The sequence below is a fragment of the Rhodococcus daqingensis genome, from assembly GCF_042665615.1.
In the GTDB taxonomy this organism is placed as follows: Bacteria; Actinomycetota; Actinomycetes; order Mycobacteriales; family Mycobacteriaceae; genus Rhodococcus_G; species Rhodococcus_G daqingensis.
Window position 1 is genome coordinate 277,486 of sequence record NZ_JBHTCS010000028.1, and the last position, 14,512, is coordinate 291,997.

The 14,512-nt window shown below is 71.0% G+C and carries 6 protein-coding genes; all 6 read left to right on the forward strand.

Annotated features, from left to right (window positions below; genetic code table 11):
• Positions 1–226 precede the first annotated feature (226 nt).
• Positions 227–6,997: an SDR family NAD(P)-dependent oxidoreductase gene (locus ACFQS9_RS23560; RefSeq protein ID WP_378408973.1), complete on the forward strand. Its 6,771-nt coding sequence runs from the start codon at positions 227–229 to the stop codon at positions 6,995–6,997.
• On the forward strand, positions 6,990–11,474 hold the full coding sequence (locus tag ACFQS9_RS23565) for a beta-ketoacyl synthase N-terminal-like domain-containing protein (protein ID WP_378408974.1): 4,485 nt from the start codon (positions 6,990–6,992) through the stop codon (positions 11,472–11,474). The genes ACFQS9_RS23560 and ACFQS9_RS23565 overlap by 8 nt, the downstream gene beginning before the upstream one ends.
• Positions 11,471–11,776 (forward strand): phosphopantetheine-binding protein, encoded by a 306-nt coding sequence (locus tag ACFQS9_RS23570; RefSeq protein ID WP_378408975.1) that lies wholly within the window; start codon positions 11,471–11,473, stop codon positions 11,774–11,776. The genes ACFQS9_RS23565 and ACFQS9_RS23570 overlap by 4 nt, the downstream gene beginning before the upstream one ends.
• Positions 11,777–11,784: 8 nt before the next feature.
• Positions 11,785–12,525 (forward strand): alpha/beta fold hydrolase, encoded by a 741-nt coding sequence (locus ACFQS9_RS23575; RefSeq protein ID WP_378408976.1) that lies wholly within the window; start codon positions 11,785–11,787, stop codon positions 12,523–12,525.
• Positions 12,518–13,333: an alpha/beta fold hydrolase gene (locus ACFQS9_RS23580; RefSeq protein ID WP_378408977.1), complete on the forward strand. Its 816-nt coding sequence runs from the start codon at positions 12,518–12,520 to the stop codon at positions 13,331–13,333. Before ACFQS9_RS23575 ends, ACFQS9_RS23580 begins: the two co-directional genes overlap by 8 nt.
• A gap of 96 nt (positions 13,334–13,429) precedes the next feature.
• Positions 13,430–14,503: a GHMP family kinase ATP-binding protein gene (locus tag ACFQS9_RS23585; RefSeq protein ID WP_378408978.1), complete on the forward strand. Its 1,074-nt coding sequence runs from the start codon at positions 13,430–13,432 to the stop codon at positions 14,501–14,503.
• Positions 14,504–14,512 lie beyond the last annotated feature (9 nt).

The window sequence follows — 14,512 nt, forward strand, 5'->3', positions numbered from 1 at the left end:
GAGGGTCGCCAGTCACGTCAGCGTGGAGGCGCCGATGGCTAGTCCAGCGAAGCCGCGAGACCTGGTTGTAGTAGTCACCCCATTCGCCGAGCCGAACGCCCGCTTGGTGGTAGCTGTGGAGCGCGCCGGAGGGATGGGCGTCCTAGATCTGGGACGCAGTCCGGACATCGCGCGCACCGCCCTGTCCGATGTGTGCCGTTGGTGGGCAGGAACTTTCGGGGTCCGAGTGCCATCGACCGGCTGCGAGATGATCCCCGCCGATCTGCCCGACCGAGTCGACACGATTGTGTTGCCTGCGCCCCTGTTGTCCGGCGCGCAGTCGCCGTGGCACACCGCTGGTGTGATGGGCAAGCGGCTGCTGGCCGAGGTGGTCTCGGCGGCCGAGGCGAGCGCGGCAGTGGCGTCCGGTGCACACGGCCTGATCGCCCGGGGAAGTGAGGCGGGTGGCCGAGTCGGGGAGCTGACGACGTTCGTGCTGCTGCAACGGCTCCTTTCCGATCCGCGAATCACCGTGCCGGTCTGGGCCGCGGGCGGGATCGGGATGCATTCCGCGTCGGCCGCCGTCGCCGGTGGGGCGGTGGGGGTCGTGCTGGACACCCAGCTGGCGTTGGTCGCGGAAATGGACCTATCCCCCGCTGTCGCTGCGGCGATCCGGGCGATGGACGGCAGCGAGACGGCGGTCGTCGGCGGCCACCGCATCTACGTGCGCCCTGACCTGCCCGTTGCGGAGCTCGCAGCCGCAGCCGGGGAGGCCGCACCAGATCCGGCCGAGCGGCTCGGCGCGCGTGACCTGCGCACTCAATTGCTTCCGGTCGGCCAGGAAGGTGTCGTGGCCGCGGGGCTGGCACAGCGATACGTCACCGCCGGAGCGGTGGTCCAAGGGGTGCGCGCCTCGATAGCGGCCGACCTGAACACCGTCGTCGAGCGCCGGCCGCTCGAGGCCGGCGGGGCGTTTGCCGCCGCACATGGCCTGCGATTCCCCGTGGCGCAGGGACCGATGACACATGTCAGCGACAGGCCGGCCTTCGCCGCGGCCGTCGCCGCCGGCGGCGGTCTGCCGTTCCTCGCACTCTCGCTGCTGTCCGGCGAGAAGACCAGGGCGCTCCTCGAGGAGACCGCGGCGCTGCTGGGCGACGCGCCCTGGGGGGCCGGGATCCTGGGGTTCGTCCCGGCCGAGGTACGGGATGCCCAGATGGAGGCCATCCTCGCGGTCCGACCGCCCTACGCGCTCATTGCCGGTGGACGGCCCTCGCAGGGTGCGGAGCTCGAGGCGGCGGGCATCCCGACCTTCCTTCATGTGCCCTCGCCCGGGCTGCTCGACCAGTTCCTGGCTCAGGGCTCGCGGCGGTTCGTGTTCGAAGGGCGTGAATGCGGCGGCCACGTCGGTCCGCGCAGCAGCTTCGCGCTGTGGGATGTCCAGGTCGAGCACCTGCTCGCGTTCGGCGAGCGAGCCGCGACGGCGGGCGAACGATTCTTCGAGGACCTGCAGATCCTCTTCGCGGGCGGGATTCACGATGAGCGATCCGCGGCGATGGCGGCCGCCCTTGGCGCTCCGCTTGTCGAGCGTGGCGCAGGGATCGGGGTGCTCGTGGGCACCGCCTACCTGTTCACCGAGGAGGCGGTGGTGGCGGGCGCGATCATGCCGACCTTCCAGCAGGCGGCACTGGACTGCGACTGCACCGTGCTCCTCGAGACCTCGCCCGGGCATTCCACCCGGTGCGCGGACACGCCCTATGTGCGCGCCTTCCTGGACACCAAGCGGCAGCTCGTCGCCGATGGGGCGACCCAGCAGCAAATGTGGGCGGAGTTGGAGCAGCTGAACCTGGGCCGGCTCCGCATTGCCAGCAAGGGTCTGCGACGGCACGGCGAGCAGATCGGCCCGGTCGGCGAGGACGTCCAGCGCGCCGACGGGATGGTCATGATCGGCGACGTCGCCGCACTGCGGTCGGCCACGACGACGGTGCCCGTGCTGCACTCCCAGGTGAGCGAGGGGGCCACCCAACTGCTCGGGTCGCGCGCGGCCGAGCTCGGCTTCGACGCCGATCGCGGCGGGCCACGCGAGCGTGCGGCGGCACCGCTGGACGTGGCGATCGTCGGGATGGCAGGCGTGTTTCCCGAGGCCGGAGATCTGGCGCGGTACTGGTCGAACACAGTCGGCGGCGTGGACGCCGTTTCCGAGGTGTCACCCGACCGGTGGGATCCGGAGCTGTACTTCGACCCGGAGGCGGTGGGACCCGCCGGCGGGCGCAAGACCCCCTCCAAATGGGGCGGCTTCCTGCCGGACGTGCCGTTCGACGCACTCGAGTTCGGCATCCCGCCCGCATCGCTCGCTTCCATCGAACCGGTGCAGATTCTCGCGCTTGAGGTGGCCGTCCGCGCGCTGCGCGATGCCGGATACCGGACACTGGGCACCGGCGGCACCGGCCGCGAGTTCGATCGGGAACGCGTTTCGGTGGTGTTCGGCACGGAGGCCGGCACCGACCTCGGGACTGCGTACGGGTTTCGCGCCCTGTTCCCCGGCTACTTCGGGACCCTGCCGCCCGAGCTGGATACTCACCTGCCCGCCATGACCGACGACAGCTTCCCCGGCGTGCTCGGCAACGTGCTCGCAGGCCGCATCGCCAACCGGCTCGACCTCGGCGGCGTCAACTACACGGTCGACGCGGCGTGCGCCTCGTCCCTGGCGGCCCTGGACGCAGCGTGCAAGGAGCTCCGGGCCGGGACCAGCGACATGGTGCTGTGCGGTGGCGCCGACACCCACAACGGCATCTACGACTACCTGCTCTTCGCCGCAGTCGGCGCGCTGTCCAAGACCGGGCGGTGCCGCACCTTCGATGGTGCCGCGGACGGCATCGCGCTCGGCGAGGGGGTGGGGTGCGTCGTGCTCAAGCGTCTCACCGATGCCGAACGCGACGGCGACCGCATCTACGCGGTGATCAAGGGCCTCGCCGGCTCCAGCGACGGGCGCTCGCGCGGGCTGACCGCCCCGCGGCCGGAGGGTCAGCGGTTGGCGCTCGAGCGTGCCTACCGCATGGCCGGCATGTCGCCCGCTCGGCTGGGGCTCGTCGAAGCGCACGGCACCGGAACCGTTGTCGGCGACAAGACCGAACTGGCCACGTTGACGACCTTGTTGACCGAGGCCGGTGCACCCGCCGGAGCCTGTGCCCTGGGATCGGTGAAGTCCCAGATCGGGCACACCAAATGCGCTGCGGGCCTGGCCAGCCTGATCAAGGCGGCGCGGGCAGTGCACGCGGGAGTGCGTCCGCCGACCGGCCAACTACAGAGTCCGAATGAGTACTGGCAGCGCGAAAGCAGCCCGTTCTCCTTCGACACCGCTCCCCGGCCGTGGTTCGCGCCCGCGACCGAACGGATCGCCGGGGTGAGCGCGTTCGGCTTCGGCGGCACCAACTTCCACGCGGTGGTGTCGGGTTATGGCGGCGCGCCCGAGCCCGCGCACGGCCTCGATGAATGGCCCGCCGAGCTGTTCTTGTTCCGCGGCGCCGACGAGGCCGCGGCGGTGCGGGAAATCGATCACACAGCCGACCTGATTGCGGCAAACGACGCGGCGGGACGACCCTGGCGACTGCGCGACCTCGCGCTCGCGGCCGCGCGCTGGCAGTCGACCGCCGACCTGCCGGTGCAGGTCGCACTCGTGGCCGGTGACCTGGACGAGCTCGCAGCGAAGCTGGAGCCGGCCCGCGCGTTCGAGACCGATGCTTCCGCAGGCGTGTTCGCCCGTGAGCCGCGGGCCGAGTCCGGGCAGGTGGCCTTTCTGTTCCCTGGTCAGGGCTCGCACCGGGTGGGGATGCTCGCCGACCTGTTCGTGGCCTTCCCCAGGCTGCGGGATCTGGTGCGGGACGACGAGACTGCCGGCGCGATGTTCCCGCCCGCGGCCTTCTCGCCGGAGGATTCGGCATGGCAGCGAGCCACCTTGGCCGACACCAGGATCGCGCAGCGGGCACTGGGGGCGGCGGGCATGGCCACACACCAGCTGCTCACCTCGCTCGGTGTCCGGCCCGACGCGGTTGCCGGTCACAGCTACGGCGAGCTCGTTGCGCTGTACGCGGCGGGTGTGTTCGGTGCGGACGAGTTGCTCGACCTGAGCATCGCGCGCGGCGAGGCCATCCACGCCGCCGCAGTGTCGGCGGCAGACGGGGATCCGGGGGCGATGGCAGCTGTGCCCGCCGCTCCGCAGCGGGTCCAGGCCGTCCTCGCCGGGCACGCGGAGTGCGCAGCGGTGGTCATCGCAAACCACAACGCTCCAGGGCAGACCGTCATCTCCGGCCCCACCCCCGCGATCGAGGCCGCACTCGCCCGCGTCGCCGAAGACGGGCTGACGGCCACCAAGCTGCATGTGGCGTGCGCGTTCCACAGCCCGGTCGTCGCCGGTGCAGGCGAGCACCTGGCCGCCGAACTCGGCCGACTCGCGGTGGCCCAACCGTCGATCCCGGTCTGGTCGAACACGACTGCGACACCGTATCCCGGCGAGCCCGGGGCGATCCGGGCGATGCTCGTGCGGCAGATCGCCGAGCCGGTGCGCTTCGCCGACCAGATCGAGGCGATGTACACCTCCGGAATCCGGGTGTTCGTCGAGGCCGGTCCGGGCCGGGTGCTGACCGGGCTTGTCGACCAGATTCTCGCCGGGCGCCCGCACACGGCCGTGGCCTGCGATGTGCCGGGCGAGCCCGGGCTGCGACGGTTGCTGCTCGCGCTCGGCGAACTCGCGGTGGCGGGCGTGCCGCTCGACCTGTCGCCCCTCTTCCAGGGCCGGGACGCGACGGCCGTGTCGGCGTCCGCTCCCCCACGCCGACCCGGATGGATAGTCAACGGCCATCTGATCCGGACCGCCGACGGCCAGTACCTCCCCGGTGCGTTTCGGCCTGCGCGCGAACTCGAAGTGCAACGCCTCCCCGCCGCAGCCGGCCAAGCCGAACACGACCGCGACGGCGCGGTTTTGCAGTACTTGCGGTCGGCGCGCGAGTTGATGGCTGCGCAGCGTGACGTCATGCTGGCGTACCTCGGCGCGCCGGCGCAGGCGCCGCCGACGAGGCCACCGGTACCCGCTGGACCCGAACCATCTGCGGAGGAAATTGATTCAGCGGGTGACGGTGCCCCGGTCACGCCGGAGCGCGCGCTCGAAGCGGTGCGGGAGATCGTCAGTGAACGCACCGGCTATCCGGAGGAGATGCTGAAACCCGATCTCGACCTCGAAGCCGACCTGAGCATCGACTCGATCAAACGGATCGAGATCGTCGGCGCCCTGCAGGAGCGAACGTCCTTCCTTGGAGTCGGTCAGACCTCAACCGACGAGTCGGCCGTTGAGCAACTTGCCCAGCTGAAGACTCTGCGGGCGATCGTCGAGTGGCTCTTGGCCCGGGCCGACGAATCCCCGCAGCCACCCACGCCCGGCGAGATCCCGGAGAGTGAGCGGTCCGAGCCGGAACAGCCTGCCCCAGAACGGTGTTCACGCTACCTGGCGCGGGTCACCCCGCTACCCCCACTGCCCGAGTCAGTGCACGGAGGCAACGGGTCCGATCCGGCGACATTGTTGGCCGGGCGCCGGTTCGCGATCACCGACACCGATCACGGCCTTTGCCGCGCACTGACAGCGCTGCTGCAGCAGCACGGCGCCGCGGTGGACGGGTGGTTGCCGAATGGAAGCGGGCGGAGGCCGCCTTCCGACGCCGACACCGTCGTCCACCTGGGTGCGGTTGCCTCGGAGGGACCGCCGGTGCTGCCGGACGGTTTCGGCGAGATGCGCGAGGCCGTCCTCGGCGGCGCGCGGCGGCTGTTGGTCGTGACGGGGTTCGGCGGCCGCTTCGGTCACGGGTGCCCGGACGGCGAGCGCACCGCGGGCCTGGGAATGCACGGGCTGGTACGAACGATCGCGCAGGAGTTCCCCGACCTCGTCGTGCGCGCCGTCGACGTCGACCCCGAGGATGCCGCGGAGCGGATTGCCACGCACCTGCTGGCCGAATTGCTCTGGGCCGATGAGGAATCGCCCGTCGTTGTCGGGTACCGCGACGGCGAGCGCGCGTCGGAGCGAATCGTGGCGGCCCCGCTCGAGGGTGCGGCGGGCGCGCCGGATCTGGGGCTGAATGCTTCCTCGGTTGTCCTGTTGACCGGCGGCGCTCGCGGCATCACCGCCAAGGTTGCGATCGGATTGGCCCGCGCGAGCGGGTGCCACATCGAGCTGCTGGGCCGGACACCGCAACCGGTCGAGGACGAGGATCCCGCCACCGCGGACGCACCTGATTCGGTGTCTCTGCGACGTGCCGTGATCGACCTCGGCACCATCGTGCCGTCCGAGGTCGAGGCGCGCACCCGCCGGCTACTCGCTGAGCGGGAGATCCGTGCCACGATGGCAGAGCTGAACCGGTATGCCGCCTCTGTGCGGTACCACGCCGTCGACGTTCGAGATTCCGACCGGGTGAAACGCGTCGTCGAGGATGTCTACGCGCGGCACGGTCGGCTCGATGGCGTGGTCCACGGTGCCGGCGTGCTGGACGACCGGATGCTGCGTGACAAGAGTCCGGAGGGATTCGAACGCGTCTACTCGACCAAGGTCGACGGGGCCCGGGCACTCGCCGACGCGGTGGACCCGGACCGCCTTGCCTTTCTCGTGTTCTTCGGCAGCGTGTCGGGTGTCTACGGCAACCGTGGTCAGGTGGATTACGCCGCGGCGAACGACGCCCTGGACACCCTCGCGCACATCTGGGCGAACCGCTTCGCGGGACGCGTCGTGTCGGTGGACTGGGGTCCCTGGGCCTCGTCGGGGGGCGGCATGGTCTCGGCTGAGCTGTTGCGGGAGTATGCCCGCCGGGGCATCGAGGCGATCGACCCCGAGGAGGGCGTCGCCTGCCTGTTGCGGGAGCTGGCTCAGGGCGGGAGCACCGGAGAGGCACAAGTCCTGTACGTGGGTGGCTCCGCCGCGGCATTCGGCGCCGATGCCCGTGCACCGGTGGGGCCACAGAGCAGTGGTTCCCGCGATGACTGAGAGCAGCGGCCCCCACGGCCGGGATGTAGCGGTCGTCGGGATCGGTGCGGTGTTCCCAGGCGCGCCGAACGCCGAGGTGTTCTGGCGAAACATCGTGACGGGCTTCGATGCCATCACCGAGGTACCGGCCACCCGGTGGGACCCGTCCTACTACCAGCCGGAAGCGCCTGCCGCGAGCGACCGGATGTATTGCCGCCGAGGCGGGTTCATCGACGACCTGGCGACCTTCGATCCCGCGGCCCACGGCATCATGCCGCACGCCGCGGCGGGCAGCGAGCCGGACCAACTGCTGGCGCTGCGCGTGGCCACCGAGACGATTGCGGACGCAGGCGGTGAGGGACGCCTGCCCGATCGCAGCCGGGTCGGGGTCATTCTGGGCCGCGGCGGCTACCTGTCGGCTGCAGGCGCGCGCCTGGACCAACGGGTCCGCACGGCGCATCAGCTCGTCACGACTCTGCGCGAACTGGTACCGGGGCTGGCGCAGGACCAGCTGGTGCGAGTGCGCGAGGCCTTCCAGGAGCGGCTGGGACCCGAACGACCCGAGGCCGCGATCGGGTTGGTGCCGAACCTGGCCGCATCGCGGATCGCCAATCGGCTCGACCTACACGGTCCCGCATACGTTGTGGATGCCGCCTGCGCCTCCGCGCTGGTCGCAGTCGACCTGGCCCGCTCCGAGCTGGCCACCGGCCGCTGCGACATGGTGATCGCCGGCGGGGTGCACCACACCCACGACATCGTGATGTGGTCCGTCTTCACCCAGCTCGGCGCGATCAGCCACCGCCAGATGATTCGCCCGTTCCATCGAGAGGCCGATGGCATGCTCATCGGCGAGGGCACGGGGATGGTTGCGCTCAAGCGATTCGCCGACGCCGAGCGTGACGGCGACCGGATATACGCGGTGATCCGCGGTACCGGGGTCTCGAGCGACGGGCGGGCGTCGACCCTGATGGCACCCAGGATGGAAGGCCAGGTTCTCGCACTGGAGCGGGCCTGGCGATCGGCCGGCCTGGACCCCACCGAGCCGGGTGCGATCGGCCTGGTGGAGGCCCACGGGACCGCGACGCCGACCGGTGACGCGACCGAGCTGGACACCCTCACAACGGTTTTCGGGCCGATCATCGGAGCGGCGCCGGACATCGGGATCGGTTCGGTCAAGTCCATGATCGGCCACGCCATGCCTGCCGCCGGGATCGCCGGGCTGATCAAGGCCGTCTGCGCGGTCCACCACGGTGTTCTGCCGCCGACCCTGCATTGCGAGGAGCCGCATCGTGGGCTGGCAGGCAGCCGGTTCGTCCCCATCACCCAGGCTCGTCCCTGGGACAGCCAGGCACACACTCCGCGCCGGGCCGCGGTGGACGCCTTCGGGTTCGGCGGGATCAACGCGCACGTCGTCGTCGAACAGCCGCCCACGGGGCACTCGGGCCGGAGACGGCTCGCCGGTTCCGCCGGTTCCGCCGGTTCCGCCGGTTCCGCCGGTTCCGCCGGTTCCGCCGGTGCGATCATCGCCGGCCCTGATGCTCGTCCCCGCCCGAACGGACACGGCTCCGTCGAACGCGTACTGCTCCTGACCGGGGACACCCCCGAAGCGATCGCACGCCGGCTCGAGGCCGACGGCGAGGCGCTGCTCGCCCAGGCCGCCCCCCTCCCGCACACCGACGGTGGACCGGCCCGGCTGGCCATCGTTGGCCCGACTCCGCAGCGAATTGCGCTGGCGCGCAAGATAGTCGCTCGCGCGACGCCGTGGCGCGGCCGGAACGACATCCACTTCGCGCCACGTCCACTGCTCACCGACTCGAGTGGCCTCGCGTTCGTCTTCCCCGGCCTGGAAGCCGGCTTCGAGCCTCGCGTGGACGAGGTGGCGTCACACTTCGGGATTCCCGCGCAGGCATTGCGGCACGGCGACGACTTCATCGAGCAGGCCGTCGACCTCATTGCGATGGGTCGATTGCTCGCGTCGGCGCTCGGCGAGCTCGGCGTGGTCCCGGGCGTGCTCACCGGGCACAGCCTTGGCGAGTGGACCGCGATGATCGTCGCCGGCCTCTACCAACGCCAAGGAATCGATGCATTCCTCGACTCGCTGCGGCCGGGCTTCGCGAGCGCGCCCGACCTGGTGTACGGGGCGCTCGGCTGCTCGGCCGAGCGCGCGGGGACCGTTCTCGGCGACCTTCTCGGTCCGAATGGCGTCGTCCTCACGCACGACAATTGCCCGCACCAGTCGGTGATCTGCGGCCGCCCGGACCGCGTCGACGCCGCCATCAACCGACTACGTGGCGTCGGCGTGCTGGCCCAGATGGTCCCGGTCCGCACCGGATTCCACTCGCCGATGATCGAGCCCTTGCTCGGGCCCGCGCACGAGGCGCTGCGCCGCCTCCCGCTCGGCCGGCCCCATACCCCGGTGTGGTCGGCCACCTCCCTCGAACCCTTCCCTGACGACCCCGACGAGGTCCGGGCGCTGGTGATCCGGCACCTCGTCGAGCCGGTGCGGTTCCGGCAACTGATCGAGCGCCTGCACGCCCGAGGAGTGGTTGCCTTCGTCCAGGTCGGGCCGGGCAGCCTGCCCGGATTCGTCGAGGACACGCTGCGTGGCCGGGAGCATGTGGTCGTGTCCGCCGACGTTCCGGAGCGCGGCGGACTCGACCAGCTCCGCAGAGTTGCTGCCGCGTTGTGGGCCGCCGGTCTGGCACCGCGGTTCGAGCGGCTCCCAGGCCCCCGGCCGCCCGCAGCGCCGCGGGCCACCACGATGCGACTCGATCTGGGCAACCCGCTGATCCGGCTCGACGGTGCCCTCCCGCCGCTGGATGTACCGCCCGACCTGTCGGCCGGGACCCGAGACTCCGGCCACCCCGTCCTCGCCGAGCTCGACGCCCTCGCTGCCGGTGTCACCGCGGATGCCAACGCGGTCGTCGATGCCTGGCGAACCCGTGGCGACCCACCTGTGCCGGTCACCTCGGCGGGCGATGCCGCGACCCAGCTGAAAGCGACCACTGTCCAGGTGTTCTCGCTGGAGCGGATGCCGGAGCTCATCGACCACTCGCTCCGGCCTGTGCCACCCGGGTGGCCGGACCCCTCCGACGGCTTCCCGGTGGTTCCGCTGACGGTGATGCTCGAGGTGATGGCCGACGCCGCTCGCGCCCTGATTCCCGGCGCGGTGGTCATCGGGTGGGTCGACGTCCGCGCCCTCCGCTGGCTGCCCGTGGCGCCGCCGACCACCGCGACGATCCGGGCGGTCGCCCAGGGCCGGGGTAGCCACGGGGTCGACCGGGTAGCCGTCACGATCGAGGGCCATTCGAGCGGCACGGTCCTGCTCGCCGCATACCACCCCGAGCCGCCGGCGCCCAGCCACGAGCCACTCACCGGTGAACGTCCGCCGGTGGTCGACGTGCCCGAGATCTATACCGAACACTGGGCCTTCCACGGCCCGCGGTTTGCCGGAGTTGCGAACATCCTGTGCAGCGCGGACGACGGCCACCGCGGCGTCCTGGTGAACCTGCCGACACGTGGCGCGCTGCTCGACGCGGCGGGCCAACTCATCGGGCACTGGGCGCAGATCAGCCTGGTCGCCGACAAGACGGTCTTTCCCGTGGGTTTCTCAGCGATTCACCTCTACGGTCCGTATCCCCGAGTCGGAGAACAGCTTTCCCAGACGGTCTGGATCCGCGACGTCACCGCCCGACAAGTCCGCGCGGACTCCGAGCTCGTCGACAGTGCGGGCCGGCTGTGGGCCCGGATCGAGGGCTGGACCGACCATCGATTTGCCAGCGACGAGGTCACCTGGCCGATGAAGTTCGCACCGGAGTCCCACGGTGTCGGCGAGATGCAGACCGGCGGTTGGTGTCTGGTCAAAGAACGGTGGCCGGACAGCGGGTCGCGGGAGCTGGCCATGCGGGGCTACCTCTGTTCGGCCGAGCGCGCCGAGTACGCCCGGCTCGATCCACTGGAACAGCGACGGTGGCTGCTCGGCCGGATCGCCGCCAAGGACGGCGTGCGCAACTGGCTGTGGGACCGCGGTGCCGGTCCCCTGTATCCCTGTGAGCTCACCGTCCACGACGACCAAGCCGGATGGCCGCACGTCAGTGGCGGCCGGGTCCCTGCCGGCCTGCGGGTCTCGATCGCCGACACCAGCTGCCGGGGCAGAACGCCGGCGCTGGGAGCCGCCCTCGTCGGGACGGGTCCTGTCGGGATCGACGTTCAGGCCCTGGCCGAGCGCGACGACGGTGATCCAGCGACGTCGTCAACCCGGTTCTCGGCGGCCACACGGGCGGTCGCCAAGGCGCTGGGCCCGCCCACCCGCTCGGACGACCTCGTCGTCAGCGAGTCCACCCCCACCGCCGCGACCGACGCCGTTCTCACCGTGTCTCGCAGGGAGTGCGATCACCCGGTGTGGCGGGTTCGGACCACGCTCGTCAGGGAAGCGGACGCCGCATACGTCGTGGCGTGGACGGACCCGGCTTCCGAACACCAGAAGGGAGAGCCATGACGGCCGACGGCACCGACACTCGAGTCTTCGACGAGGTGGTCTGCATGCTCACCGAGGTGATCGGTGCGGATTTCCTGCTGGATGTCGAGATCACCGGGTCCACGACGTTCAACGATGACCTCGCGATGGAGAGCATCGAGTTCGTGGCGCTGGGCGAGAAGCTCCAGCAGCGCTACGGCGAGCGGGTCAACTTCGTGGAGTTCGTCGCAGACATGGACCTCGACGAGATCATGGCGATGAACATGGACCGGCTGGTCTCCTACATCGAGCAGTGCCTCGCGCACCCCTCGGGCCCGAGGTGATCGATTCCATGGCGTTCGTGACCGCTCGCGGGGCTCGGTTCCACACGGTGGAGCTGGGGTCTTCCGGACCGCAGGTGGTGATGCTGCACGGGCTGTTCACCGGAAGCATCGCCTCCTGGTATCTGACTGTGGCGCCCGCGGTCGCCGATCGGGCTCGGATCCGGCTCATCGACTGGCGCGGCCATGGTCTGAGCGAGCGCACACCGTCGGGCTACGGCTCCGACCAGATGGCCCGGGACCTCGCCGCGCTGACCGAGGACCTGGAGCGGTTCGCGATCGTCGGACACAGCTTCGGGGCGATCGTCGCGGTGCGCTTCGCGATCGCCCAGCCGGACCGCGTCACCCGAATGGCACTCGTGGATCCGCCACTCGCGGACGGGGCACGCCCCTGGTGGACGCCTGACCAGAGCCTGCTCACGCGTGAGCAGGCACGTGCCGCCACACCGCGGCCCGGCGCGCGGCACCGGGCTGGACTGGCCCTGTGCCACCTGATCGAGGAGACGACGATCCTGCCCGAGCTCGAAGCCGAACCCCCGCTGACCGGTGCCGACGTGCGAGAACTGGCCCGAATTCCGACGACGATCGTCGTCGGCGCCCAGTCGCCGTACCGTGCGGCGGCCGAGGAAATCGCCGGAGTGTGGCCGGGGACGTCCTGCCGCGTGTTGCCGGGCGCCCACGATCTGCAGGTCGCCGCAAGGAAGCCGCTGGCGGATCTGCTGGTCCGCTTCCTGGAGGTGCCCGATGGCTGAGGTCCTCGCGAACGGCCTGCGCTTCCACGTGCAGCGGGTGGCACCGGCGCGGCATCAGCACCTCCCGGCCGACCACCCCACGGTCGTGTTCCTCCACGGCCTCGCCGTCGACGACCTCTCGAGCTTCTACTACACACTCGCCGACCCGGTCGCCAAGGCGGGCTTCGAGGTGATCCTGTACGACCAGCGTGGTCAGGGCCTGTCGGAGCGGCCGCCCGAAGGCTATGGCCTCGACGACGCGGTGGCAGATTTGTTCGCCATCCTCGACGCCGTGGATATCTGCCGTCCTGTCGTCCTGATCGGCAACAGCTATGGCGGAATTCTGGCCGGGCGTGCGGCGCTGGCTCGGCCAGAACGCGTCGCGGGCCTGGTACTGATCGATGCCGGATTTGCCGGCGACATCGTCGACGAGTGGCTCGAACGCATGATCAACACGCTCAGCGCGGCTGCCCTGCAGTACGAGGTCGAACGGATCGGGGAACAGTGCGCCGCCGTGGGATGGCGCAAGATAGCCAGGCAAGCCATCGGAATCAACGCGCTGCTCAACGAGACGACGCTGATCGAGGACCTCGCCGCCGCGCCCGCGGTGGACCCGGCCCGACTGAGCGAGATGGCCTGTCCGGTGCTGGCGGTGTTCGGGGAGCACTCCGAGATGGTCGGCGCCGCACGCGAGTTGGCTGATCAGGTCCCGGACTGCACGGTGAAGGTGCTGCCTGGGCTGGCCCACACCCTGCTGCGGGAGGCGACCGACCCCCTGAGCGAGGTCGTGGTGTCCTGGCTGGGCTCGCACGCGGGTGCACGACGATGAGCCGCTTCGAAGCGGCCGGTGGCGCCGCGACGGCGGCCGGTCACGTGGCGGAGCCGGCGGACCGCTCGCCTGCGCATGCGTGGAGTGGAGGCAACCATGGCTGACCTGGTCTCGCAGCTGGACGCGGCCCTCGACCTGCGGCTCGTTGCCCACTTCTACCAGAAGCTCCACGGTCGGAGTCCAACCGGTATCTGGCAGGCGCCGGGTGCCCTCCCCCTGCTGAGCGACGACGCCGGGGCGGTCGCGACCGCGACCGAATGGGGCGCGATCGTGGCCGTCGAACCACGGGACGGCGACACCGTCGAACTGCGGTCTCTCAACCGGCTGGCCGAGCGGGCCTCGGTGGACGCCGCGAGCTACTCGCCCGGCTCCGGTGTCGCATCGAATCCGGACTGGTCCGTCGAACCGCTTGCCGTGGTGTGGGCGTTTCGCGAGTTCGGGTACTCGCTCGGCGGTGCGGCCATCACCGTCCAGACCGACCTCCCGCGCGGCTGCGGACCGGCGGTGCCGGTGGCGGCGGCGTGCGCGACCGGACTTGCCCTTCGCGACCTGCTCACACTCGACCTACCCGACACCGACCTCATCGACCTGGTCAGCGTTGGGCTGCAGGCCTTTTCGGTTCCCCTCGCGGCGCCGGGGCTCGTCGCCGCGTCGCTGCTGCTGGACGGCGGCGAGGCGCTCGCGTGCGATGGCCGCAGCGGCTCCCGCGACCGCCTCCGATTGAACTTGAGGGATGCGGGGCTTCGGCTGCTGATCGTCGACACCCGGGTGCGCCGGCACCTCGCCGAGGGGGACCTCGTGGCCATGAGCCGAATCGGCGCCGGTGGCCCCAGCCTGCCCGGACAGGCTGCGGCGCTGCTGCACACCGACGACGTGCGAGGCCTTGGACCGCTACTCACCGCATCGCACGCGGCCCTGTGGCAGGCGGGGTGGAGCAGTCCCGAGCAGGACCTGGTCGTGGCGGCGGCACTGGAGGCGGGCGCCCTGGGGGCCCGCATGGTCGTCGACGACAGCGGCCTCCCGGTGATCGCCCTGGTGCGCATCGAGCAGGTCGGTGCCGTCCGGTCGGCGATCGCGCACGCGTTTCGCCGGAAGGGCCGGCCGCCACCGCGGTCGCTGTCCACCACAACCGCCACCTCCACCGCGCGTAGCGCTCGGCGCGTCGCCTGAGGTCGTACC

Bases quoted from the DNA above. Each gene is read 5' to 3' on its own strand.
- ACFQS9_RS23575 (WP_378408976.1), top strand. From the start codon at position 11,785: ATGGCGTTCGTGACCGCTCGCGGGGCTCGGTTCCACACGGTGGAGCTG.
- ACFQS9_RS23580 (WP_378408977.1), top strand. From the start codon at position 12,518: ATGGCTGAGGTCCTCGCGAACGGCCTGCGCTTCCACGTGCAGCGGGTG.
- ACFQS9_RS23565 (WP_378408974.1), top strand. From the start codon at position 6,990: ATGACTGAGAGCAGCGGCCCCCACGGCCGGGATGTAGCGGTCGTCGGG.
- ACFQS9_RS23570 (WP_378408975.1), top strand. From the start codon at position 11,471: ATGACGGCCGACGGCACCGACACTCGAGTCTTCGACGAGGTGGTCTGC.
- ACFQS9_RS23585 (WP_378408978.1), top strand. From the start codon at position 13,430: ATGGCTGACCTGGTCTCGCAGCTGGACGCGGCCCTCGACCTGCGGCTC.